Annotated in this window: 24 protein-coding genes; 21 read left to right on the forward strand and 3 right to left on the reverse strand. The window is 56.5% G+C overall.

Annotated features, from left to right (window positions below; all coding sequences use genetic code 11):
• Position 1 precedes the first annotated feature (1 nt).
• The 3 genes from ACG0Z5_RS17040 to ACG0Z5_RS17050 all read left to right on the forward strand — a co-directional run bounded on the left by ACG0Z5_RS17040 (position 2) and on the right by ACG0Z5_RS17050 (position 1,162).
• Positions 2 to 346 (forward strand): gamma-glutamylcyclotransferase, encoded by a 345-nt coding sequence (locus ACG0Z5_RS17040; RefSeq protein ID WP_394449565.1) that lies wholly within the window; start codon positions 2 to 4, stop codon positions 344 to 346.
• 217 nt (positions 347 to 563) lie between these two features.
• Positions 564 to 818: an AbrB/MazE/SpoVT family DNA-binding domain-containing protein gene (locus tag ACG0Z5_RS17045; protein WP_394449567.1), complete on the forward strand. Its 255-nt coding sequence runs from the start codon at positions 564 to 566 to the stop codon at positions 816 to 818.
• Entirely contained in the window at positions 812 to 1,162 is a 351-nt protein-coding gene (locus tag ACG0Z5_RS17050; protein ID WP_394449569.1) for a type II toxin-antitoxin system ChpB family toxin, read from the forward strand. Before ACG0Z5_RS17045 ends, ACG0Z5_RS17050 begins: the two co-directional genes overlap by 7 nt.
• A gap of 40 nt (positions 1,163 to 1,202) precedes the next feature.
• On the opposite strand, the gene ppa is transcribed toward ACG0Z5_RS17050, so the two are convergent.
• Positions 1,203 to 1,730, reverse strand: a complete 528-nt coding sequence (gene ppa, locus ACG0Z5_RS17055) for an inorganic diphosphatase (protein ID WP_319628396.1) — start codon at positions 1,728 to 1,730, stop codon at positions 1,203 to 1,205.
• Between the two features lie 309 nt (positions 1,731 to 2,039).
• Between ppa and ytfQ the strand changes: the two genes are divergently transcribed.
• From ytfQ to ACG0Z5_RS17080, 5 genes are all read left to right on the forward strand, one after another.
• Positions 2,040 to 2,996: a galactofuranose ABC transporter substrate-binding protein YtfQ gene (ytfQ, locus tag ACG0Z5_RS17060; RefSeq protein WP_394449571.1), complete on the forward strand. Its 957-nt coding sequence runs from the start codon at positions 2,040 to 2,042 to the stop codon at positions 2,994 to 2,996.
• A 101-nt stretch (positions 2,997 to 3,097) separates the two neighbouring features.
• A complete protein-coding gene (gene ytfR, locus ACG0Z5_RS17065; RefSeq protein WP_394449631.1) occupies positions 3,098 to 4,603 on the forward strand; it encodes a galactofuranose ABC transporter, ATP-binding protein YtfR in 1,506 nt (501 codons plus the stop codon).
• A gap of 10 nt (positions 4,604 to 4,613) precedes the next feature.
• Positions 4,614 to 5,639 (forward strand): galactofuranose ABC transporter, ATP-binding protein YtfT, encoded by a 1,026-nt coding sequence (ytfT, locus tag ACG0Z5_RS17070; protein ID WP_394449573.1) that lies wholly within the window; start codon positions 4,614 to 4,616, stop codon positions 5,637 to 5,639.
• Positions 5,626 to 6,627 carry a galactofuranose ABC transporter, permease protein YjfF gene (yjfF, locus tag ACG0Z5_RS17075; RefSeq protein WP_394449575.1) on the forward strand — a complete coding sequence of 334 codons (1,002 nt, stop codon included), beginning with the start codon at positions 5,626 to 5,628 and terminating at the stop codon, positions 6,625 to 6,627. The genes ytfT and yjfF overlap by 14 nt, the downstream gene beginning before the upstream one ends.
• 84 nt (positions 6,628 to 6,711) lie before the next feature.
• Positions 6,712 to 8,280, forward strand: a complete 1,569-nt coding sequence (locus ACG0Z5_RS17080) for a methyl-accepting chemotaxis protein (protein ID WP_394449577.1) — start codon at positions 6,712 to 6,714, stop codon at positions 8,278 to 8,280.
• Positions 8,281 to 8,453: 173 nt separating this feature from the next.
• Here the strand turns inward: ACG0Z5_RS17080 and fbp are convergent, their stop codons facing one another.
• Positions 8,454 to 9,452: a class 1 fructose-bisphosphatase gene (gene fbp, locus ACG0Z5_RS17085; protein WP_394449579.1), complete on the reverse strand. Its 999-nt coding sequence runs from the start codon at positions 9,450 to 9,452 to the stop codon at positions 8,454 to 8,456.
• A gap of 180 nt (positions 9,453 to 9,632) precedes the next feature.
• On the opposite strand from fbp, the gene mpl reads away from it, so the two are divergent.
• Positions 9,633 to 11,006, forward strand: coding sequence for a UDP-N-acetylmuramate:L-alanyl-gamma-D-glutamyl-meso-diaminopimelate ligase (gene mpl / locus ACG0Z5_RS17090; RefSeq protein WP_394449581.1), 1,374 nt, complete (start codon positions 9,633 to 9,635; stop codon positions 11,004 to 11,006).
• 79 nt (positions 11,007 to 11,085) lie between these two features.
• Here mpl and yjgA read toward each other — a convergent pair whose 3' ends face one another.
• The gene (yjgA, locus tag ACG0Z5_RS17095) at positions 11,086 to 11,640 is read right to left on the reverse strand and encodes a ribosome biogenesis factor YjgA (RefSeq protein WP_319628389.1); all 555 of its coding nucleotides are present in this window, start codon (positions 11,638 to 11,640) and stop codon (positions 11,086 to 11,088) included.
• 94 nt (positions 11,641 to 11,734) lie between these two features.
• Here yjgA and pmbA point away from each other — a divergent pair, with 94 nt between their 5' ends.
• The 12 genes from pmbA to ACG0Z5_RS17155 all read left to right on the forward strand — a co-directional run bounded on the left by pmbA (position 11,735) and on the right by ACG0Z5_RS17155 (position 22,546).
• The gene (gene pmbA, locus ACG0Z5_RS17100; RefSeq protein WP_394449583.1) at positions 11,735 to 13,087 is read left to right on the forward strand and encodes a metalloprotease PmbA; all 1,353 of its coding nucleotides are present in this window, start codon (positions 11,735 to 11,737) and stop codon (positions 13,085 to 13,087) included.
• A 75-nt stretch (positions 13,088 to 13,162) separates the two neighbouring features.
• The gene (gene cybC / locus ACG0Z5_RS17105) at positions 13,163 to 13,549 is read left to right on the forward strand and encodes a cytochrome b562 (protein WP_394449633.1); all 387 of its coding nucleotides are present in this window, start codon (positions 13,163 to 13,165) and stop codon (positions 13,547 to 13,549) included.
• A gap of 334 nt (positions 13,550 to 13,883) precedes the next feature.
• A complete protein-coding gene (locus ACG0Z5_RS17110; RefSeq protein ID WP_394449585.1) occupies positions 13,884 to 14,213 on the forward strand; it encodes a glycine dehydrogenase in 330 nt (109 codons plus the stop codon).
• Positions 14,214 to 14,223: 10 nt separating this feature from the next.
• Positions 14,224 to 14,586 carry an SFCGS family glycine-rich protein gene (locus ACG0Z5_RS17115; RefSeq protein ID WP_394449587.1) on the forward strand — a complete coding sequence of 121 codons (363 nt, stop codon included), beginning with the start codon at positions 14,224 to 14,226 and terminating at the stop codon, positions 14,584 to 14,586.
• A 2-nt stretch (positions 14,587 to 14,588) separates the two neighbouring features.
• Entirely contained in the window at positions 14,589 to 14,888 is a 300-nt protein-coding gene (locus tag ACG0Z5_RS17120; protein WP_319628385.1) for a DUF4312 family protein, read from the forward strand.
• Positions 14,889 to 14,909: 21 nt separating this feature from the next.
• Positions 14,910 to 15,686, forward strand: a complete 777-nt coding sequence (locus ACG0Z5_RS17125) for a DUF4311 domain-containing protein (RefSeq protein WP_394449589.1) — start codon at positions 14,910 to 14,912, stop codon at positions 15,684 to 15,686.
• Between the two features lie 11 nt (positions 15,687 to 15,697).
• Positions 15,698 to 16,342, forward strand: a complete 645-nt coding sequence (locus ACG0Z5_RS17130) for a DUF4310 family protein (RefSeq protein WP_394449591.1) — start codon at positions 15,698 to 15,700, stop codon at positions 16,340 to 16,342.
• An 18-nt stretch (positions 16,343 to 16,360) separates the two neighbouring features.
• Positions 16,361 to 17,494, forward strand: coding sequence for an amidohydrolase/deacetylase family metallohydrolase (locus tag ACG0Z5_RS17135; protein ID WP_394449593.1), 1,134 nt, complete (start codon positions 16,361 to 16,363; stop codon positions 17,492 to 17,494).
• Positions 17,478 to 18,596 (forward strand): DgaE family pyridoxal phosphate-dependent ammonia lyase, encoded by a 1,119-nt coding sequence (locus ACG0Z5_RS17140; RefSeq protein ID WP_394449594.1) that lies wholly within the window; start codon positions 17,478 to 17,480, stop codon positions 18,594 to 18,596. The genes ACG0Z5_RS17135 and ACG0Z5_RS17140 overlap by 17 nt, the downstream gene beginning before the upstream one ends.
• Positions 18,593 to 19,333 (forward strand): 2-dehydro-3-deoxy-phosphogluconate aldolase, encoded by a 741-nt coding sequence (dagF, locus tag ACG0Z5_RS17145; protein WP_394449596.1) that lies wholly within the window; start codon positions 18,593 to 18,595, stop codon positions 19,331 to 19,333. The genes ACG0Z5_RS17140 and dagF overlap by 4 nt, the downstream gene beginning before the upstream one ends.
• A 102-nt stretch (positions 19,334 to 19,435) precedes the next feature.
• Positions 19,436 to 20,581 carry a lactonase family protein gene (locus ACG0Z5_RS17150; protein WP_394449598.1) on the forward strand — a complete coding sequence of 382 codons (1,146 nt, stop codon included), beginning with the start codon at positions 19,436 to 19,438 and terminating at the stop codon, positions 20,579 to 20,581.
• Positions 20,582 to 20,635: 54 nt separating this feature from the next.
• Complete coding sequence (locus tag ACG0Z5_RS17155) at positions 20,636 to 22,546, forward strand: BglG family transcription antiterminator (protein WP_394449600.1); 1,911 nt, start codon at positions 20,636 to 20,638, stop codon at positions 22,544 to 22,546.
• The last annotated feature ends 4 nt before the right edge of the window (positions 22,547 to 22,550 follow it).

The following is a 22,550-nucleotide window of genomic DNA, read 5'->3' on the forward strand; positions in this document are numbered from 1 at the left end:
AATGCGAATATTTGTATATGGCAGTTTGCGGCGCAAACAAGGCAACAGTCACTGGATGACCAACGCCCAGTGGCTGGGCGATCACAGCGTCGATAACTATCAACTCTACAGCCTGGGCCACTATCCAGGCGCCGTGCCAGGGGATGGTACTGTAGTAGGTGAAGTGTATCGTATCGATGCCTCGACGCTGGCCGAACTTGACGCGCTGCGTACCAAAGGCGGCGAATACGCGCGCCGTTTAATCCAGACACCGTACGGTAGTGCGTGGATGTACGTCTACCAGCGTCCGGTGGACGGATTTACGCTGATCCCGACCGGCAACTGGCTGGATAAAGAGTCGTACTGAAAGGCTAAATGAATCACGCCACCTTCGGGTGGCGTGATTTTTTTTGCGCGTTATGCCGAAGAAATTCCTGCAACACCTTCTGCTTTTTCCTTTCCGCCCGTAGCCGTGCGCATTTCTTATTAAATTCCGAAAATCACGCTGGCTGTCACCCGGTTTAACACGTAGAACATGACATTACGCTCCCCGGGGTTATACTTTGTCTAACTGAGGGGGAGCGATGCGCATCGTTATTAAAAAATGGGGAAACAGTACCGGTATGGTCATTCCTGGTGTTGTCGTAAAAGAGCTTGGCCTTAAAGCAGGTCAAAGCATGGAGGCGGAAGTGATCAATAATCAGCTGGTTTTGACGCCGGTGGCACGCAAGCGCTATACGCTTGAACAGTTGCTGGCCGAATGCGATCTGGATGCGCCTAAGCTTTCAGAAGAAGAGGTTTGGGGAAACGATAATCCATTGGGCAATGAAGTATGGTGAAACGACCCAGTTTTGAACGTGGAGATATCGTTCTGGTGAGTTTCTCTCCCGCGTGTGGACGCGAACAGCAAGGGGTAAGTCGACCCGCAATTATCCTCTCTACCGCGGCCTTTAACCGAACAGGTACTGCGCTGGTGGCACCGGTCACGCAGGGCGGAAATTTTGCGCGTGAGGCGGGGTTTAGCGTTTCATTAAGTGGCTCGGGGACGAAAACGAACGGCGTGGTGCTGATTAATCAGGTCAGGATGGTCGATTTGGGGGCGCGTGGTGCAAGCAAAATTGAAACTGCGCCAGCTGAAATCGTCGAGGAAGCATTGGCCAGACTGATGGCTATCGTTGAATGAAAAACACCGCCCGTAGGCGGTGTCTTCACGACGGCAAGAATTACTTCTTAGCGCGTTCGAAGGAGGCGATGATTTCTGCTTTCGCAGCTTCAGCGTTATCCCAGCCTTCAACTTTAACCCATTTGCCTTTCTCAAGCGCTTTGTACTGCTCGAAGAAGTGGGAGATCTGCGCTTTCAGCAGTTCTGGCAGGTCGTTCACATCTTTGATGTGATCGTACTCTTTGCTCAGTTTGGTGTGCGGCACGGCAACCAGTTTCGCATCTTCACCGGCTTCGTCGGTCATTTTCAGCACGCCAACTGGACGGCAACGGATCACAGAACCCGGCTGCAGCGGATATGGCGTTGGGACCAGAACGTCAACCGGGTCACCGTCCAGGGACAGGGTGTGGTTGATGTAACCGTAGTTGCACGGATAGAACATCGCGGTAGACATGAAACGGTCTACAAACAGAGCACCGGTGTCTTTGTCGATTTCGTATTTGATTGGATCTGCGTTAGCAGGAATTTCGATAACAACGTAGATGTCTTCAGGCAGCTCTTTGCCCGCCGGGACGTTGAGTAAGCTCATGTCTGATTCCTTTAAAATGTGTGGCAACAAAGTGCCCGGTATTATAGCCAACTCACGTTAAATGTCTTCGCTTCTTTTAGGCCATAGAGGGCTGACGCACCGTTTTTCAGAGCCTTTACCCAACTGAAAAATCCATAAACATAGCCGCTTCCTGAATAAGGTTATGGAAGCGCTTACAAATCCCTATTTCTCTTTTTGGAAGTGTGATGTAACGCATCACGTTACCTTTCCCATTGTCTATAGTTTTTCGGCACATGCAGCTCGAAATATGACGGGCAAACCAGCAAATAAATCGAAGAGGGTACCTTTATGTGGAAGCGCTTACTTCTTGTCTCCGCTGTTTCAGCAGCCATGTCGTCTATGGCAATGGCTGCCCCATTAACCGTAGGATTTTCACAGGTCGGTTCGGAATCCGGCTGGCGTGCTGCTGAAACCAGCGTGGCGAAAAGTGAGGCTCAAAAGCGCGGTATCACGCTGAAGATCGCCGACGGCCAGCAGAAACAGGAAAACCAAATCAAAGCCGTACGTTCGTTTATCGCCCAGGGCGTTGACGCGATCTTCATTGCTCCGGTAGTCGCCACCGGCTGGGAGCCGGTGTTGAAAGAGGCCAAACAGGCCAACATTCCGGTGTTCCTGCTTGATCGCTCAATTGATGTGAAAGACAAATCGCTCTACATGACCACCGTCACCGCCGACAACATCCTTGAAGGCAAGCTGATCGGCGACTGGCTGGTGAAAACCGAAGCGGGCAAGCCGTGTAACGTGGTTGAGTTGCAAGGCACCGTCGGCGCAAGCGTGGCGATTGATCGTAAGAAAGGTTTCGCTGAGGCCATTGCCAAAGCGCCAAACATCAAAATTATTCGCTCTCAGTCCGGGGACTTCACCCGCAGTAAAGGCAAAGAAGTCATGGAGAGCTTCATCAAGGCTGAGAACAACGGCAAAAACATCTGCATGGTTTATGCCCATAACGATGACATGGTGATTGGGGCCATTCAGGCCATCAAAGAAGCCGGTCTCAAGCCGGGCAAAGATATCCTGACCGGGTCTATCGACGGCGTGCCGGATATCTATAAAGCGATGATGAATGGTGAAGCCAACGCCAGCGTAGAGCTGACGCCGAATATGGCGGGACCGGCGTTTGACGCGCTCGAGAAATTCAAGAAAGACGGCACCCTGCCACCGAAGCTGACCCTGACGAAATCGACACTCTATCTGCCTGACACCGCGAAAGAAGAGTTAGAGAAGAAGAAAAACATGGGGTACTGAGTGAGTAGTGTGACTCCTCACCGTAACCCTTTCTCCGGAAGGGAGCGCTTTCTCCCTTGTTGGGAACGGGTTGGGTGAGGGTTATTTTCAGGGGGTTAATGATGACTGACGTAAACCACAATCAGGACATTTTGCGCACGGAAGGCTTGAGCAAATTTTTCCCCGGCGTAAAAGCGCTGGATAACGTGGATTTCAGCCTGCGACGCGGCGAAATTATGGCCCTGCTCGGTGAAAACGGTGCCGGGAAATCGACCCTCATTAAAGCGCTGACCGGGGTGTACCACGCCGATCGCGGCACTATCTGGCTGGAAGGCGCAGCCATTTCGCCCAAAAACACCGCTCATGCTCAACAGTTGGGCATTGGCACGGTGTACCAGGAAGTGAACCTGCTGCCGAATATGTCGGTGGCAGATAACCTGTTTATTGGCCGCGAACCGCGCCGTTTTGGCCTGATTCAACGCAAAGAGATGGAAAAACGTGCCACCGCGCTGATGGCCTCATACGGTTTTTCGCTCGACGTGCGCGAGCCGCTAAACCGCCTTTCCGTGGCGATGCAGCAGATAGTGGCTATTTGTCGCGCCATCGATCTCTCGGCCAAAGTGCTTATTCTCGACGAACCCACCGCCAGCCTCGATACCCAGGAAGTGGAGATGCTGTTTACCCTGATGCGCCAGCTGCGCGACCAGGGTGTCAGCCTGATTTTCGTCACCCACTTCCTCGATCAGGTTTACCAGGTCAGCGACCGCATCACGGTGCTGCGCAACGGCAGTTTTGTCGGCTGCAAAGAAACCAACGCGCTGCCGCAAATCGAGCTGGTCAAAATGATGCTGGGCCGCGAGCTGGACAACAACGCCCTGCAACGTGCAGGCCGCACGCTGTTGAGCGACAGGCCGGTGGCGGCGTTTAAAGGCTACGGCAAAAAAGGGGTCATCGAACCGTTCGATTTACAGGTGCGGCCAGGCGAAATCGTCGGGCTGGCGGGGCTGCTTGGCTCCGGACGCACCGAAACGGCGGAAGTGATTTTCGGCATCAAACCTGCCGACCGCGGTAGTGCGGAAATTAAAGGCAAACCGCAAACGCTGCGTTCCCCGCATCAGGCCTCCTGCCTGGGCATCGGTTTTTGCCCGGAAGACAGGAAAACCGACGGCATCATCGCCGCGGCGACCGTGCGGGAAAACATTATTCTGGCGCTACAGGCGCAGCGCGGCTGGCTGCGGCCGATCCCACGGCGGGAGCAAAACGAAATTGCCGAACGCTTTATTCGCCAGTTAGGCATTCGCACCCCGAGTGCGGAACAGCCGATCGAATTTCTCTCCGGCGGCAACCAGCAAAAAGTGTTGCTGTCCCGCTGGCTGCTGACCCGCCCGCAGTTCTTGATCCTCGACGAGCCGACCCGGGGGATCGACGTCGGGGCGCACGCGGAGATCATCCGCCTGATCGAAACGCTGTGCGCCGATGGCCTCGCGCTGCTGGTCATTTCGTCGGAACTGGAAGAACTGGTGGGCTATGCGGATCGGGTGATTATTTTGCGCGATCGTAAACAGGTAGCTGAGATCCCGCTGGATGCCCTGACGGTGCCGGCTATCATGAATGCTATTGCGGCATAAGGGGTACGACGTGATGCCACAATCACTCCCACAAACCGAGCGGCCTAAGCGTCGCTTCCATTGGCCGACGGGGATGCCACAGATCGCGGCGTTGATCCTCGTCCTGTTGGTCGACAGTATCGTGTCACCGCATTTTTTCCAGGTGGTATTGCAGGACGGACGCCTGTTTGGCAGCCCGATAGACATTCTTAACCGTGCGGCGCCGGTTGCGCTGCTGGCTATCGGCATGACGCTGGTTATCGCTACTGGCGGAATTGACCTCTCGGTCGGCGCGGTGATGGCGATTGCCGGGGCGACGGCGGCGTCGATGGAAGTCGCCGGGCACAGCTTGCCGATGGTGATTCTGGCGGCGCTGGCGACCGGGGTGCTGGCCGGGTTATGGAACGGGATTCTGGTGGCAATCCTCAAGATCCAGCCGTTTGTGGCAACCTTGATTTTAATGGTCGCCGGGCGCGGTGTGGCGCAGCTTATCACCGCTGGGCAAATCGTCACCTTCGATTCGGATGCGCTGGCCTGGTTCGGCAGTGGCAAGCTGCTGCTGCTCCCGACGCCGGTGATTATCGCCGTAATGACGCTACTTGTGTTCTGGCTGTTTACGCGTAAAACCGCGCTGGGCATGTTCATCGAAGCGGTGGGGATTAACATCCGTGCCGCAAAAAACGCCGGGGTTAATACCCGGATCGTGGTGATGTTGACCTACGTGCTCAGCGGGGTGTGTGCCGCCATAGCTGGCATCATCGTGGCGGCGGATATTCGCGGGGCCGATGCCAACAACGCCGGGCTGTGGCTGGAACTGGACGCCATTCTGGCGGTGGTGATCGGCGGCGGCTCGCTGATGGGCGGGCGCTTTAACCTGCTGCTGTCGGTGATTGGCGCGCTGATTATCCAGGGGATGAATACCGGCATTCTGCTGTCGGGTTTCCAGCCGGAGCTGAATCAGGTGGTGAAAGCGGTGGTGGTGCTGTGCGTGCTGGTGGTCCAGTCGCCGCGCTTTATCGGTTTACTGAAAGGAGTGCGCGGCCATGATAAAACGTAATTTGCCGCTGATGATCACCCTCGGGGTGTTTATCCTCGGCTATCTCTATTGCCTCACGCAGTTCCCTGGCTTCGCCTCGACCCGCGTGATTTGCAACATCCTCACCGATAACGCATTTCTCGGCATCATCGCCGTCGGCATGACCTTTGTTATCCTTTCCGGCGGTATTGATTTGTCGGTCGGGTCGGTAATCGCCTTTACCGGCGTATTTCTCGCCAAAGCGATCGGGTACTGGGGTCTGTCGCCGCTGGTGGCATTCCCGCTGGTGCTGTTGATGGGCTGCGCCTTCGGCGCGTTTATGGGCTTGCTTATCGACGCGTTGAAAATCCCGGCGTTCATCATCACCCTGGCCGGGATGTTCTTCCTGCGCGGCGTCAGCTACCTGGTGTCCGAAGAGTCGATTCCGATTAACCACCCTATTTACGACTCGTTGTCCGATATGGCATGGATGATCCCCGGCGGCGGGCGGCTTAGCGCCATGGGCCTGCTGATGCTGCTGGTCGTGGTCGCCGGGATGTTTGTCGCGCATCGCACGCGGTTTGGCAATCAGGTCTATGCCATCGGCGGCAGCGCGGTGTCGGCCAACCTGATGGGGATTTCTACCCGCAGCACCACCATTCGGATTTATATGCTGTCGACGGGTCTGGCGACCCTCGCCGGAATTGTCTTCTCGGTCTATACCCAGGCGGGTTACGCGCTGGCGGGAATGGGCGTGGAACTGGATGCGATTGCCTCGGTGGTGATTGGCGGCACGCTGCTGAGCGGCGGGGTCGGTACGGTACTGGGTACGCTGTTCGGGGTCGGTATTCAGGGGCTGATTCAGACCTACATCAACTTCGACGGGACGCTCAGTTCGTGGTGGACGAAAATCGCTATCGGCATTTTGTTGTTTATTTTTATCGCCCTGCAACGCGGCCTGATCGTGCTCTGGGAGAACCGTCAGAGCTCGCCGGTCACCCGTATCGCTCCAGCCATAACAAAGCAATAACATCCTGAACCCTAATGTTTTTCCGGTAGCAGCCGATACTTTTTGTTTACGCCCAAAAGTCTCTTTGCTACCGGGAATGACATCATGCTTAAACAGCTTTCAATCCGTACCGGCCTGCTTTCTTTACTGGCCGTGATGACCCTCCTTCTGCTGCTGGTCAGCGGGATTGGCATTTACGCTCTCAACCAAAGTTCGACCTCTCTCACGCGCATCAATCATCTTCAGGGTGAACAGTTAGTGCAGCTCAACAAGGGCTACACCCTGATCCTGCGGGCGCGTAATGAAGCGGGGCAGGCTGTGCGACTGATGGAAATCGGTATGCTCGACGACGCGGCGAAATCGGTGCAGAACATCAATCGTGAAGTGGCGACGGCGCAGAAAACGCTGTCGAACGTCATTGCCTCGAAAATCGATGACGAGCAGGGCTCGCAGCTGCTGGCGCAGGTGGCAAAAAGCTATGCTGCCTATAATAAACAGGGCATTACCCCGATGCTGGCGGCGTTGAATCAGCAGAGCGCAGACAGCTATTACGACCTGCTGGAAAACCATTTGATCCCGGTTTCTCGTCAGTTTGATAACGACATGCAGGCATTCCAGGCGTGGGTGGACACCCGTGGCCAGGCGGAAGTGCAGGTGGTACACAGCAGTAAAAATCGGGTGATGACGCTGATGATTATCGCCATTCTGCTGACGGCAGGCGTGATTGTGCTGGCCTGGCTGGCGCTGCGTCATATGCTGCTCAAGCCGCTGAATACGGCGATTGTACAGCTTGAACAGGTGGCGGCAGGCAATCTGACGCACAGCGTGAATGCGCCGGTGAGTCAGGAAATCAACCGTCTGAATGCGGCGATAAGCGAAATGCGGCAGTCGTTGATGGACTCGGTATTACGGGTGCGCGATGCCAGTTCGCAGATTGATATCGGCAGCCGCGAGCTGACCGCAGGTAATAACAATCTGGCGCAGCGCACAGAATCGACGGCCACCTCGCTGGAACAGACCGCAGCCAGTATGGAGCAGATCACCGCCACGGTGAAACAGAACGCCGACAATGCCGAACAGGCGCACCAGCTGGCGAAAACGGTGTCTGACACCGCCGATCGCGGCAGCGAAATGGTGTGCTATGTGATTGAGAAGATGCGTGATATTTCCGGCAGTTCGAGCCGGATCGGCGATATCCTCAGCGTCATCGACGGGATTGCTTTCCAGACCAATATTCTGGCCCTCAACGCCTCAGTTGAAGCAGCGCGTGCCGGTGAGCAAGGGCGTGGATTTGCCGTGGTGGCGGGGGAAGTGCGTAATCTGGCCAGCCGTAGTGCCGATGCCGCGAAAGAGATTCGCCAGTTGATCAGTGCCTCACAAACGCACGTCAGCGAAGGCAGCGACCTTGCGCAACAGGCCGGGGAAACGATGGATGAAATCGCCTCCGAAGTGATGCGCATGACCAGGCTGATGCGTGAGATTGCCAGCGCATCGCAGGAACAAAGTCGCGGTATCGAGCAGGTCAATATTGCGGTGATTCAAATGGATGAAACCGCGCAGCAGAACGCGGCGCTGGTACAGCAATCTTCCGCCGCAACCCGTTCGCTGGAAGAGCAGTCCCGCGAGCTAATGGAAGCGATGGCGTCGTTCAGATTGCAGAGTCAGGCGGCGTAGGCGGGATCCGCTGATCTGGGCGGAATGGTTCCGTTCACCAAATGTTTAGCCGGTTCCGCAACCCGTGCAGAACGTGAACGGGGTAAGGGGAGCATCACGCTCCCCTTACCCCGTGGGAGAGGGCATCCGGCAATACGACTCTCAAAGAATTGCCTGTCGGCAATGCGTTTACATTACGCCTCAGGGAACTCGCGAATTAAACGTTCCACATCGTCAACCATATGCTCGTTACCGACGAAGAACGGACGGCGCTGGTGCAGTGTCTCCGGTATAATATCCAGAATGCGCTCTTTACCGTCGCTGGCTTTGCCGCCCGCCTGTTCGGCGAGGAACGCCATCGGGTTGCACTCGTACAGTAAACGCAGCTTACCTTGCGGGTGGCTGGCGGTGCTTGGGTAGAGATAAATTCCACCTTTCAGCAGGTTGCGGTGGAAATCCGCCACCAGAGAACCGATATAGCGCGAGGTGTACGGGCGCTGGGTGTTCTTATCTTCTTCCTGACAGAACTTGAGATACTTCTTCACGCCCATCGGGAATTTGATGTAGTTACCTTCGTTGATGGAATAGGTATTGCCCTTGGCCGGGAAGCGCATACGCTCCTGGCTCAGGCAGAACACGCCGAGCGACGGGTCGTAGGTGAAGGCATGCACGCCACAGCCGGTGGTGTACACCAGCATGGTTGATGAGCCGTATACCACATATCCGGCAGCAACCTGTTTGTTGCCCGGCTGCAGGAAATCTTCTTCGGTGACCGGCGTGCCAACGGGCGTGACGCGACGGTAGATAGAGAAGATGGTGCCGACGGAGACGTTCACGTCGATGTTGGACGAGCCGTCGAGTGGGTCCATCAACACCACGTATTTGGCGTGCTCGCAGCCGTCGAAGACCACAATTTCATCTTCTTCTTCGGAGGCAATCCCAGCCACGATGTCACGGGCTCTCAGGGCGGCTTTCAGCTTTTCATTGGCGAACAGGTCCAGCTTCTGCTGCGTTTCGCCCTGAATGTTTTCAGCCCCGCTGGCACCCAGGATATCGACCAGACCGGCCTTATTGATATCGCGGTGGATGATCTTGGCGCCGAGCTTTATTGCCGACAGCAAAGCAGTGAGCTCCCCGGTAGCATGAGAAAACTCGTGCTGCTTTTCGACAATAAATTCACCTAACGTTTTCATAACACTTTCCCTGCATTTGATGTTGAGTAAAGCGGTTAATGTCCAACAATCTTAACAAACATTCAAAATGCAGCGTAATGGTGAATCGCGCCAGCTAAATACGGAATTAACCGAAATGCGTTTCTCTGCCCCCTCACAAGAGGGTAAAATGCGCGGCTGATGAGAGAGGAACAGTGACGTATGCGCATTCATATTTTGGGGATTTGTGGCACTTTTATGGGCGGTCTGGCGATGCTGGCTCGTTCTCTTGGCCATGAAGTGACCGGTTCGGACGCCAATGTGTATCCGCCGATGAGCACCCTGCTGGAAGAGCAGGGCATTGACCTGATTCAGGGTTATGACGCGAGTCAGCTCGAACCGCGGCCGGATTTAGTGATCATCGGCAACGCCATGACCCGCGGCAATCCGTGCGTCGAAGCGGTGCTTGAGAAAAACATTCCATACCTGTCTGGCCCGCAGTGGCTGCACGATTTCGTGCTGCGCGACCGCTGGGTGGTCGCCGTGGCAGGCACGCACGGTAAAACCACCACCGCAGGCATGGCGACGTGGATCCTCGAAGCCTGTGGCTATAAGCCTGGCTTTGTGATCGGCGGCGTGCCGGGTAACTTCGACGTCTCCGCGCGTCTGGGTGACAGCCCGTTCTTCGTCATTGAAGCCGACGAATATGACTGCGCCTTCTTCGACAAGCGCTCTAAATTCGTTCACTACTGCCCGCGCACGCTGATCCTCAACAACCTTGAGTTCGATCACGCTGATATCTTTGACGATCTGAAAGCGATTCAAAAACAGTTCCACCACCTGGTGCGTATCGTGCCGGGCCAGGGACGCATCATCTCGCCGGAAAATGACGTTAATCTGAAGCAAACCCTGGCGATGGGCTGCTGGAGCGAGCAGGAGCTGGTGGGCGAGCAGGGTCACTGGCAGGCGAAGAAAATCACCCCTGATGCCGCAGAGTGGGAAGTGTGGCTCGACGGTGAAAAAGTCGGTCAGGTGAAATGGGGCCTGGTGGGCGAACACAACATGCATAACGGGCTGATGGCGATTGCCGCCGCGCGTCATGTGGGGGTGAAACCGACCGATGCCGCCGACGCGCTGGGTTCATTCGTCAACGCCCGTCGCCGTCTGGAACTGCGCGGTGAAGCGCATGGCGTTACGGTGTATGACGATTTCGCGCATCACCCGACCGCCATCCTCGCCACGTTGCAGGCGCTGCGGGGCAAAGTGGGCGGAACGGCGCGCATTCTCGCCGTGCTGGAACCGCGCTCCAACACCATGAAAATGGGCATCTGCAAAGACGACTTAGCGCCATCGCTGGGCCGTGCGGATGAAGTGTTCTTGTTACAGCCGCAGCATATTCCGTGGCAGGTCGCTGAAGTCGCCGAAGCTTGTATTCAGCCTGCGCACTGGAGCGCTGATGTGGATACGCTGGTGGATATGATTGTTAAAGCTGCACAGCCGGGCGATCACATTCTGGTGATGAGCAACGGTGGCTTTGGCGGGATTCATCAGAAACTGCTGGATAAGCTGGCGAAAAAAGCGGAAGCGGTAGAGTAACCTACGCGCCCGGTGGCGCTTTGCCTACCGGGCCTACAGCATCGTAGGCCGGATAAGCGCAGCGCCATCCGGCAATGACTTAGTCGGCGTTTTCTGCCAGTTCACGCAGATACTGGAAGATCAGACGAGAGGATTTCGGCGGCTTATTGCCTTCTTTCTCTTTCTTCGCATTACGGATAAGCGAACGCAGCTGCTGACGGTCAGCATCCGGCCACAGATTCAGCACTTCCGCGACCACATCATCCCCTTCATCGACCAGACGATCGCGCAGTTGCTCCAGTTTATGGAACAGCGCAACCTGCTGGTTATGACGGTTTTTCAGCTTATCGAGCGCCTGACGAATCGGCTCCACGTCACGCTGACGCAGCATTTTACCGATCAACTGCATCTGGCGACGGCGGCCTTCTTTCTTGATTTTCTGCGCCAGTTCAACGGCGGCACGCAGGTCTTCATCCAGCGGGATTTTGTCGAGCGCGTTTTTACCGAGCTCAACGATTTCGGCCCCGAGGTCTTTTAACTCCTCGGCATCGCGTTTAATTTCACTTTTGCTGACCCAGATGATTTCATCATCTTCATCGTCGATCTCGTCATCACCGGGCACGTCGTCGAGCCAGTCTTCGGGCTGCTTTGTCATCTCAGGCTCCTAAAAAAAGAGATCCATATTAACAGTTTCGGTACGCACTGAAAAACGGTTCTCTGTTAGACTTCAATAAACTCCTTTCTACATTATGGCATTAGCGATGAAAGTAATCACACAGGTTGCAGAGCAGCGTAAAGCACTGGAAAAAGCCGTCTCCACCGCACTGGAACTGGCGGCAGGTAAATCTGATGCCGCAGAGGTCGGGGTCAGCAAATCGACCGGAATCAGCGTCAGCACGCGTTATGGCGAAGTGGAAAACGTTGAATTCAATAGCGATGGTGCCCTGGGGATTACGGTTTATCATCAGAACCGCAAGGGCAGCGCATCGACCACCGATTTAAGCCCGGACGCCGTGGCGCGTACCGTGCAGGCAGCGTTGGATATCGCTCGCTACACTTCGCCGGACCCGTACGCGGGCGTAGCGGAGAAAGAATTACTGGCCTTTGATGCGCCGGACCTCGATTTATTCCACCCGGCGGAAGTCTCCCCGGACGAAGCAATTGAACTGGCTGCCCGCGCCGAACAGGCAGCGCTCAAAGCCGACAAACGCATCACCAATACCGAAGGCGGCAGCTTCAACAGCCACTACGGGATCAAGGTCTTCGGCAACAGCCACGGCATGTTGCAGAGCTACTGCTCCACCCGTCACTCGCTGTCGAGCTGCGTTATCGCGGAAGAAAACGGTGACATGGAGCGCGACTATGCCTATACCATTGGCCGCGCGATGGGCGATTTGCTCGACCCGGAATCCGTTGGGGCCGACTGCGCGCAGCGCACCCTGTCGCGGCTTTCCCCGCGTAAACTCTCAACCATGAAGGCGCCGGTCATTTTCGCTAACGAAGTGGCGACCGGGCTGTTTGGACACCTGGTTGGCGCGATTGCAGGCGGCGCGGTGTATCGCAAATCGACGTTCCTGCTCGACTCGCTCGGGAAACAAATTCTGCCGGAATGGCTGACCATTGAAGAGCATCCGCACCTGCTGAAAGGCCTGGCCTCGACGCCGTTCGACAGCGAAGGCGTGCGCACGGAGCGTCGCGATATCATCAAAGACGGCATTCTGACCCAGTGGCTGCTGACCAACTACTCAGCGCGTAAACTGGGGCTGAAAAGCACCGGTCACGCGGGCGGGATCCATAACTGGCGCATCCAGGGTCAGGGCCTCAGTTTTGAAAAGTTGCTTAAAGAGATGGGCACCGGCCTTGTTGTCACCGAACTGATGGGGCAGGGTGTCAGTGGCGTCACGGGCGACTACTCTCGCGGCGCATCAGGCTTCTGGGTCGAGAATGGCGAGATCCAGTATCCAGTGAGTGAAATTACCATTGCTGGAAACCTGAAAGAGATGTGGCGTAATATCGTGACCGTGGCCGACGACATCGAAACGCGCAGCAATATTCAGTGCGGTTCCGTGCTGCTGCCGGAAATGAAAATCGCCGGGCAATAACCTTGTTCTGATGGTGGCGCAACCTGCCGCGCCACGCCTCTTCAAAAATAAAAAAGGAAGTGAGCAATGCGAGCAATGCGTAAAAAAGTACTGGCCCTGTTGGCTGTCTCCACCCTGATGATGGGCGTAGCACCGGCATTTGCCGATCTCGGCGATGACATGGACACCCTGTCTGAAAACCTGAAAGTGGTGCAAAAGAGCAACGATGCGGCTGAAATGAAAGCTGCACTCGGCAAAATGCGCATCGCCGCACAGGATGCCCAAAAGCAGACGCCACCGAAGCTGGAAAACAAGGCGGCGGACAGCGCTGAAATGAAAGACTATCGTCACGGCTTTGATGTTCTGATTAGCCAGATTGATAACGCCACTAAACTGGCGAACGAAGGCAAAATCAAGGAAGCGCAGGGCGTGGCACTCGATCTGGCCGGAACCCGTAATACCTACCACCAGAAATACCGTTAATATCGCCCGCCAATGCTCTTCCCCTGCCGGGGAAATTCCCTTTTCCCGGCACGCTTCCACGTAATTCTTCCGCATCGTCATCACAAAAGCTTATCGACATCACGCTTTTATCCGAAACCTCTCCACCTTTCCGCCCTTTCGTTTCATCAATTTTCAGTGGTTTCCCGTGATATTCATCACGCAAATAGGGTATTTAATCTAAGTTAAGCCGAATTATGTGGAACAGATCACTCCCGCCTGCCGCCTTTCCACTTTGAAGTGGAAAACAACTCGCTACAAACCCGACCCCGCGCACGTTAGTTTTAATGCAGACGCAATAAACGGGGCTACAAGAGTGAACAACGGAGCAGTTATTACCGACGTCGGGAGTCAGACCGAAGAGCTTGCAACTCGCATGCTGAGCCAGGTGTATAGCCTGCTAAAAGGTCACGGCATCATCCCTAACGCCGTCCAGGAGCAAATGCTGACATCTCATGTCCGTGCAATGGCCCACCGGTCTATAACCGGAGAGCCGCTGCCGGAAGTGGAAGCCAGCCTGTTTGAAGAAATTTCACAAGATTCAATGACGCTTGCCCGCGAAGTGGTCGCGCAGTTCGGCAACCTTCCGGATGAAGAAGCCTGGCTGCTGTCAGTGCACTTCGAAGTGGCAAAAGAAAACCTTTAAGGAGCAAAACATGACACAAATTACCGTAGTGATTGGCGATCGTCTGGGCAAAGGCCAAAAAGTTGCCGCTGGTGTGGAAAAGGCCGGTGGCCGCGCGGTAGTGGTGCCAGGTGTGGCCGCAGATATGAAGCTCGGCGATGTGATGAAAGCGGAAAACGCGACCTTCGGCATCTCCTTCTGTGGCAGCGGCGGCGCGGGGGCTATCACCGCCCAGACCAAGTACGGCTACAAAGCGAAATACGGTATGCGCTCAGTGGATGAAGGCGTGACCGCTATCAACGAAGGCGCGAACGTGCTGGGCTTCGGCTTTATGGATAAAGAAGAGTTGGGCGAGCGTTTGGTGCTGGCCTGGCAGAAGAAATACGGCGCATAAGCATGAAAGAACAATTCACCACCACGGTGAGGGTCAAGGGCAAAGGTGAGGCCAAAGCACGCGCCTTCGCCGATGCGCTCAACCAGGTTCAGGGTGCGGTGATGAAATCATCGCCGCATATTCTACTGCGCATCGAACCACAGGACGTGGCGGTTGTTCATGCGCAGGAAGCGGTTCGGAAAGAGGCGTTTCTGTTTATCTTTCTGCGCCGGGAACGACGCACGTTCAGCGTGGAGCTGGACGTTACCGTCAACGTGACCGCCTTAAATCTCGACAAAGTGGATTTCGTCACAACAACATAAACCGTATAAAAGGACAGACACATGTTCCTGATTATTCTCTTTAAATCACTCATCATTGGCGGCCTGGTTGGCGTCGGTGTGGGTGCCGGAGCTGCACGCATGTTTCATGCGCCCACCACACAGGGGATGGGTGCTTTTCGTACGTTGGGCGAGCTGAATTCCTGCGAAGGTGACCCGGCTTCCCACTTCTCTTTCGGTCTGGGCTTCTTCTTTAACGCCTGGGCATCCTCAGTGGCGGCGGGCGCTTTCACTCAGGACGTTGACCACCGCATCATCCCAAACTGGGGTGCCGCGGCGCTGATGATTAAAAACCGCAACGTAGCCGAAACCCTGCATGACCCGAAAAAAATGGCGATTGCCTGTGGTCTGATTGGCATGGTGGTGGTCGCGTTCCTCAACTCTACTGCTTCTGCGGTTCCGGAAGCGTTACAGGTCACGGCAGTGAAAGTGCTGGTCCCGGCGGCGAACCTGCTGGTGAACATCATCATGCCGGTTATCTTCTGGCTGGCCGCGATTGATGCCGGTAAAAAATCGGGCTTCTGGGCGACCATCTTCGGTGGCGCAGCGCAGCTGATTATGGGTAACGCCGTACCGGGCCTGGTGCTGGGTATTCTTATCGGTAAAGGCGTTGAAGAGAGCGGCTGGCATCGCGTTACCAAAGTGATGATGAGCGCGATTGTGGCCCTGTTTGTGCTGAGCGCCTTCTTCCGTGGTTTCGACATGAAGTTGATTGAGTCCTTCCACATGTCGGTACCGAACTGGCTGGATCTGCTGCACAACGCCATGAGCGGGAAATAAGGAGATAACGCATGGAACAGAATAAAGGTTTTTGGTACGCGGACTGGTCATTCCCGATCTTTGTCGGCCTGCTTTCCTCCGGCATCTTCGCCGGGACACACATGTACTACCTGTACGGTATCGGCGCGTTTAACGAAGTCGCCTTCGTGGCGATGTTGAAATCGGGTATTGATACCGGCGTTTACGGCGCGGTCGCGGCGTTCGGGGCCAGCTTCCTGTTCGCCCGTATCATCGAAGGCTCGCTGGTAGGCATCCTTGATATCGGCGGCGCTATCCAGACCGGGGTTGGCCTCGGCGTTCCGGCACTGCTGCTTGGCGCGGGTATCGTGTTCCCGGTGGCGAACTTCGGCGCATCGCTGCTGACCGGCCTGGTGATTGGTCTGGCGATTGGCTACGTCATCATCCTCGCGCGTAAGTTCACCATCAATCAGAGCGATTCCACCTACGGGGCAGACGTAATGATGGGCGCGGGTAACACCTCCGGCCGCTTCCTCGGTCCTTTGATTATCCTCAGCGCGATGACCGCCTCCATTCCAATCGGCATTGGTTCCCTGGTGGGCGCGTTACTGTTCTACATCTGGCAGAAGCCGATCACCGGCGGGGCTATCCTCGGTGCGATGATCCTCGGATCTATTTTCCCGGTAGCGATCGGTTAAGTCCGCAAGGAGAAAACGATGTTTGATTTACTGCTTAAGCGTGCGCGACTGGTTGACGATACGGTCACCGATATCGCCATTCAGGACGGTAAAATTGCCGCGCTGGGCGACATTGACGCAGAGGCGACGAAAGTCGTCTCGCTCAACGGCGAGTGCTACGTCAGCGCAGGCTGGATTGATTTACACGTTCATTGCTACCCGAAATCGCCGATTTACCACGACCAGCCGGACAGCGTCGGCGTGTCGACGGGCGTCACCACCGTTATCGACGCAGGGAGCACCGGGGCGGACGATGTGGATACCTTCCATCAACTGACCCGCGCCTGTGCCACCGACGTGTATGCACTGCTGAACATCTCTCGCGTGGGGTTAATCGCGCAGAACGAACTGGCGAATATGGCCAACATCGACGCGGACGCGGCGGCGGCGGCTATCCAGCGTCACCCGGATTTCATCGTCGGCCTGAAGGCACGCATGAGCAGCAGCGTGGTCGGTGAAAACGGCATCACCCCGCTGGAAAAAGCCAAACAGATCCAGACCGCCAACGGCGACCTGCCGCTGATGGTCCACATCGGTAACAACCCGCCGAATCTCGATGAAATCACCGAGCTGCTGACCTCCGGCGACATCATTACCCACTGCTATAACGGCAAACCGAATCGCATCCTGACGCCCGCGGGCGAGCTGCGGGCCTCGGTGTCCGGTGCCCTGAAGCGCGGTATCAAGCTTGATGTCGGCCACGGCACCGCCAGCTTTAGCTTTGAGGTGGCGAAACAGGCGATTGCGATGGACATTCTGCCGCACACCATCAGCTCTGATATTTACTGCCGCAACCGCATCGACGGGCCTGTACATTCCCTGGCGCGGGTGATGGCGAAATTCCTCGCCATCGGGATGACGCTGGCACAGGTTATCGACTGCGTAACCGCCAACGCTGCAGAGGCGATGCGCCTCAAGCACAAAGGCCAACTGGCGGTGGGCTTCGACGCCGACCTGACCGTATTCACCCTGAAACACCAGCCAGTGACGCTGGTGGATGCTGAAAACAACGCTCTGCAGGCGGACCTGGATCTGGTGCCGCTGGCCGCGATCCGCGCGGGCAAGGGCTATATGACCGAACAAGGGAGTGCAGAACATGTCTTCGATTTATGAGAAATACCAGCTTAAACAAGTGATTAACGCTTCTGGCCGCATGACGGCGCTTGGTGTGTCGACTCCACGCCCGGAAGTGGTTGACGCGGTGCTGACCGGCATGAATCACTACTTTGAAATGAAAGACCTGGTCAACAAGACCGGGGAATACATTGCCAGACTACTCGAGGTCGAAGGCGCAACGGTGGTGTCCTGTGCCTCTGCCGGGATTGCGCAGTCCGTTGCCGCAGTGTTGGTGAAAGACAGCGACTGGCTGCTGGAAAACCTGCACAGCACCGCGATTGAGAACAACGAAATCGTGCTGCCGCGCGGGCATAACGTCAACTTTGGCGCCCCGGTCAGCACCATGATCGCCCTGGGCGGCGGCAAAATGGTCGAAGCGGGCTACGCGAACGAATGTTCAGCCGATCAGCTGGCGGCGGCGATTTCCCCGCGTACGGCGGCGATTATGTACATCAAATCGCACCACTGCGTGCAGAAGAGCATGCTCAGCGTCGAGCAGGCGGTGGTGGTGGCGCGTAAGCACAACCTGCCGCTGATCGTCGATGCGGCTGCCGAAGAAGATTTGCAGTGCTACTACCGTGCAGGTGCAGACCTCGTGATTTACAGCGGGGCGAAGGCCATCGAAGGGCCGACCAGCGGCCTGGTTATCGGTAAAACCCAGTACGTTGAATGGGTGAAACGCCAGTCTGCGGGCATTGGCCGGGCGATGAAAGTCGGTAAAGAAGGCATTCTCGGCCTGACCTGCGCCATCGAACATTACCTGACGGCGCAGAAAGAGAGCGGGGCGCAGATGGTCGAAAAAATGACGCCGTTTATCACCGCCCTGAACGCCCTCAACGGTGTGACCTCCCGCGTGGTGTGGGATGCCGCCGGACGCGACATCGCCCGTACCGAAATCAAATTTGATGAAGCCGTGACCGGCATCGCCACCGGCGAACTGGTTGCCGAGCTGAAAAAAGGCGAATACGCCATCTACTTCCGGGGCTACAAAGCCAACGAAGGCATTATTGAAGCCGATGTGCGCAGCGTGAACGCGGCGCAGCTGGAAATTGTCGCCAGCCGTATCGAGCAGGTGTTGAACAAGGAGAAAAACGCATGAAACTGAGCCCGAATTTTTACCGTGACCGTGTCTGTCTGAATGTCCTGGCCGGGTCGAAAGCTAACGCCAGCGAGGTTTACGAGGCTTCTGAAGGCCACGTGCTGGTCGGCGTACTCTCCAAAAATTATCCTGATGTGGCAAGCGCAGTGACCGACATGCGCGAATACGCGGCGCTGATTGATAACGCGCTGTCGGTAGGTCTCGGCGCGGGTGATCCGAACCAGTCCGAAATGGTCAGCCTGATTTCCCGTGAAGTGCAGCCGCAGCACGTGAACCAGGTGTTCACCGGCGTGGCCACCAGCCGCGCGTTGCTCGGACAAAACGAGACGGTCGTTAACGGTCTGGTATCGCCCACCGGCACGCCGGGGATGGTCAAAATCTCCACCGGCCCGCTGAGTAGCAAAGCGCCGGACGGCATTGTGCCAGTGGAGACCGCGATTGCCCTGCTGAAAGATATGGGTTGCAGCTCTATTAAATACTTCCCGATGGGCGGCCTGAAGAGTCGCGATGAATATCAGGTGGTCGCCGAAGCCTGCGCCCGGCACGATTTCTGGCTGGAGCCCACCGGCGGGATCGATCTGGAAAACTACAGCGAAATCCTGAAGATCGCCCTCGATGCGGGGGTGAAGAAAGTGATCCCGCATATCTACAGCTCGATTATCGACAAGGAAAGCGGCAATACGCGTCCTGACGATGTTCGCACCTTGCTGGAGATGACCAAAAAGCTGGTAGGGTAAAATCGTTACCCCTCACCCCGGCCCTCTCCCCAAGGGGAGAGGGAGCAAAACAGTTCCCTTTGGGGAGAGGGGAAACCACATCACAACCGTCAAGGAGTTCCCATGCTGTCCGCACGCCATCTGCTTGTCGCTTCATTCTCACTGCTCGCGACCGCCGCCCATGCTCAGGCGCAGTTTGCCTGGGTTGGCACCTACAATCCGAACGGCGAAGGTCTGTACCGGTTCACGGTCGATCCGGCCACCGGCGATCTGCATGACAAAACGCTGGTGAGCTCCCTACCCAACGCCGCGCAGTTGACCGTTTCCCATGATGGCAAAACGCTGTATGCCGCCAGTGAAGCGGAGAAAGGCGTGGTGCAGGCGTGGAGGATTAGCGCTGATGGCAGCCTGACGGAACTGAATCAGGTATCTTCTGGCGGGGCCGGGCCGGTGTATCTGTCGCTGACGCCGAACGGGCGACACCTGCTGGTGGCGAACTATGTCAGCGGCACGATTGCGGTGCTGCCGGTGAAAGATGACGGCAGCCTGAGCGAAGCCTCGGATACCCATCAGGATCAGGGTCCGGCGGGGGCAGGTAAACCGGAAGCGGCGGCGAAAGGCAGTTTCGCCATCAGCGATCATAACGGGCCACATGCGCATATGATCGCTGCCGATCCTCAGGGAAAATACGTTTTCTCCACCGATCTGGGGCTGGACCGGATCTATCAATATCATCTTGATGACACCACCGGCAAGCTGACACCAAACACCCCGCCGTTTATTGCTGCGTCGTCTAAAGGCGCGGGGCCACGTCACTTTGTGTTCACCCCGAAGGGCGATGGTCTATGGTTAATTAACGAAGAAGCCTCGACGCTAACCCATTATTCGCTCGACAGGAGCAAAGGCACCCTAACCGAAGGGAAAACCGTGTCGTCGCTGCCGAAAGCGTATCAAGGCACCAGTTTTGCCGCCGGATTGGTCCTCAGCCAGGACGGAAAACAGCTGTATGTTGCCAATCGTTTGCATAACAGCATCGCACACTTTACGGTATCCGCTGACGGGGAACTTATTCACCAGGATGATATCTGGACCCGTGGCGACCACCCGCGCACCCTGACTCTCGATAGCAAAGGGCAGTGGTTGTACGTGATGAATCAGCGCAGTGACAACATCACCCGCTTTAAGGTTGCGCCGCACAGCGGAAAACTGACCTTCGAACCGGGCTATACCGCCATCGGCAGCCCATCGCAAATGGTGATATCACCGTAACAGTAAGCAGGACCACGGGCGCATGTCGCCCGTTTTGAACAAGAGGACACCCGAGTGCGATTCCCGAATCAACGCTTAGCGCAACTGTTTGAAATGTTGCAAAACGAAACGCTGCCGCAGGATGAACTCGCCCAGCGGTTGTCCGTTTCCACGCGTACCGTTCGGGCCGATATCACCGCACTCAATGCGCTGCTGGCCCAGCACGGGGCGCAGTTTATTCTCAGCCGTGGCAACGGGTATCAGCTGCGGGTGGACGATCCGACGCTGTTTCAGTCGATTCTGGATGCCCGGCCGCGCACGCTACGCATCCCGCGCACCGGCAGCGAGCGGGTGCATTATTTGATGGTTCGCTTCCTGACCTCAGCGTTCTCGCTGAAGCTGGAAGATTTGGCCGATGAATGGTTTGTCAGCCGGGCAACGTTGCAGGGCGATATGGCCGAAGTCCGCGAAGGGCTGGCGCGTTATCAACTGACCCTGGAAACCCGACCGCGACACGGGGTGAAGCTGTTCGGCAGTGAAATGTCGATTCGCGCCTGTCTGACGGACCTGCTCTGGCAGCTGGCCCAGCAGGACAGCGCCAATCCCCTGCTCAGCCAGGAAGCCCTGAATGCGGGCGTGCCGGAACAGCTGGCGGGCGTATTGCAGGACGTCTTTAACCGCTGGCACATTCGCCTGACCGATGAAGGCGAGCTGTTTGTGCGTCTGTACTGTGCGGTGGCGGTCCGTCGCGTAAGCGAAGGCTACCCGCTGCCGGAGTTTAGCGCCGAAGACGTAACCGACGACGTGCGTCATGCCGCGCGCGACATCGCGGCGGCCATTCAACAGCTGGCGGGCAAAACGCTGGCGACATCGGAAGAGAACTGGCTGCGGGTGCATATCGCCGCGCGTCAGGTGCAGGACATTGCCCCCAGCCAGATTAACGCCGACGATGACGAAGCGCTGGTGAACTACATTCTGCAGTACATCAATAACCACTATAACTACAACCTGCTCAGCGACGAGCAGCTGCACGCCGACCTGCTGACCCACATCAAAACGATGATCACCCGGGTACGCTACCAGATTATGATCCCCAATCCGCTGCTGGATAACATCAAGCAGCACTATCCGATGGCGTGGGACATGACCCTGGCAGCGGTGTCCGGCTGGAGCAAATACACCCCGTGGACCATCAGTGAAACCGAAATGGGTTTCCTGGTGCTGCACATTGGCGTCGGGCTGGAGCGTCACTACAACATTGGCTATCAGCGCCAGCCGCGCGTGCTGCTGGTGTGCGACGCCGGGAATGCGATGGTGCGCATGATTGAAGCGGTGCTGCAACGCAAGTATGCCCAGCTCGAAATGACCGAAACCATCACCCTGCGCGAGTACGAGCAGCGGGACAGCATCAGCGAAGATTTTGTGGTGTCGACGGTGCGTATCGCCGAAAAAGATAAGCCGGTGGTGGTGATGTCGCCGTTCCCGACGGACTACCAGTTAGAGCAAATTGGTAAGCTGGTGCTGGTGGACCGAACCCGGCCATGGATGCTGGAGAAGTTCTTCGATGCCCGCCATTTCCGCATTATCAACGCGCCGGTTGACCGTCAGACGCTGTTTGCCGAGCTGTGTGAGCAGCTGCGTGAGGAAGGGTTTGTTGATGGCGAGTTTGTTGATTCGGTGGTAGAGCGTGAGGCCATCGTCAGCACCATGCTCGGCGACGGCATCGCGCTCCCGCACGCCTTAGGCCTGATGGCCAAGAAAACCGTGGTGTACACCGTTCTGGCTCCCCAGGGCATTGCCTGGGGAGATGAAACCGCACATGTGATTTTCCTGCTGGCGATCAGCAAAAGCGAATACGAAGAAGCGATGGCGATTTACGATATTTTCGTCACCTTCCTGCGTGAACGGGCGATGGCCCGGCTGTGTACCTGTCAGAACTTCAGCGAATTCAAAAGCGTGGCGATGGAGTGCGTCAGCCGCTTCTGACCGG

Origin of the sequence: Scandinavium sp. M-37 (genome assembly GCF_043558715.1) — a bacterium.
Taxonomy (GTDB): Bacteria; Pseudomonadota; Gammaproteobacteria; order Enterobacterales; family Enterobacteriaceae; genus Scandinavium; species Scandinavium vulneris_A.

Bases quoted from the DNA above. Each gene is read 5' to 3' on its own strand.
- ppa (WP_319628396.1), bottom strand. From the start codon at position 1,730: ATGAGCTTACTCAACGTCCCGGCGGGCAAAGAGCTGCCTGAAGACATC.
- ACG0Z5_RS17115 (WP_394449587.1), top strand. From the start codon at position 14,224: ATGACACAAATTACCGTAGTGATTGGCGATCGTCTGGGCAAAGGCCAA.
- mpl (WP_394449581.1), top strand. From the start codon at position 9,633: ATGCGCATTCATATTTTGGGGATTTGTGGCACTTTTATGGGCGGTCTG.
- ACG0Z5_RS17135 (WP_394449593.1), top strand. From the start codon at position 16,361: ATGTTTGATTTACTGCTTAAGCGTGCGCGACTGGTTGACGATACGGTC.
- ACG0Z5_RS17040 (WP_394449565.1), top strand. From the start codon at position 2: ATGCGAATATTTGTATATGGCAGTTTGCGGCGCAAACAAGGCAACAGT.
- ACG0Z5_RS17050 (WP_394449569.1), top strand. From the start codon at position 812: ATGGTGAAACGACCCAGTTTTGAACGTGGAGATATCGTTCTGGTGAGT.
- ACG0Z5_RS17080 (WP_394449577.1), top strand. From the start codon at position 6,712: ATGCTTAAACAGCTTTCAATCCGTACCGGCCTGCTTTCTTTACTGGCC.
- fbp (WP_394449579.1), bottom strand. From the start codon at position 9,452: ATGAAAACGTTAGGTGAATTTATTGTCGAAAAGCAGCACGAGTTTTCT.
- yjgA (WP_319628389.1), bottom strand. From the start codon at position 11,640: ATGACAAAGCAGCCCGAAGACTGGCTCGACGACGTGCCCGGTGATGAC.
- dagF (WP_394449596.1), top strand. From the start codon at position 18,593: ATGAAACTGAGCCCGAATTTTTACCGTGACCGTGTCTGTCTGAATGTC.
- cybC (WP_394449633.1), top strand. From the start codon at position 13,163: ATGCGTAAAAAAGTACTGGCCCTGTTGGCTGTCTCCACCCTGATGATG.
- ytfQ (WP_394449571.1), top strand. From the start codon at position 2,040: ATGTGGAAGCGCTTACTTCTTGTCTCCGCTGTTTCAGCAGCCATGTCG.
- ACG0Z5_RS17120 (WP_319628385.1), top strand. From the start codon at position 14,589: ATGAAAGAACAATTCACCACCACGGTGAGGGTCAAGGGCAAAGGTGAG.
- ACG0Z5_RS17140 (WP_394449594.1), top strand. From the start codon at position 17,478: ATGTCTTCGATTTATGAGAAATACCAGCTTAAACAAGTGATTAACGCT.
- ytfR (WP_394449631.1), top strand. From the start codon at position 3,098: ATGACTGACGTAAACCACAATCAGGACATTTTGCGCACGGAAGGCTTG.
- ACG0Z5_RS17130 (WP_394449591.1), top strand. From the start codon at position 15,698: ATGGAACAGAATAAAGGTTTTTGGTACGCGGACTGGTCATTCCCGATC.
- ACG0Z5_RS17150 (WP_394449598.1), top strand. From the start codon at position 19,436: ATGCTGTCCGCACGCCATCTGCTTGTCGCTTCATTCTCACTGCTCGCG.
- ACG0Z5_RS17045 (WP_394449567.1), top strand. From the start codon at position 564: ATGCGCATCGTTATTAAAAAATGGGGAAACAGTACCGGTATGGTCATT.
- pmbA (WP_394449583.1), top strand. From the start codon at position 11,735: ATGGCATTAGCGATGAAAGTAATCACACAGGTTGCAGAGCAGCGTAAA.
- yjfF (WP_394449575.1), top strand. From the start codon at position 5,626: ATGATAAAACGTAATTTGCCGCTGATGATCACCCTCGGGGTGTTTATC.
- ACG0Z5_RS17125 (WP_394449589.1), top strand. From the start codon at position 14,910: ATGTTCCTGATTATTCTCTTTAAATCACTCATCATTGGCGGCCTGGTT.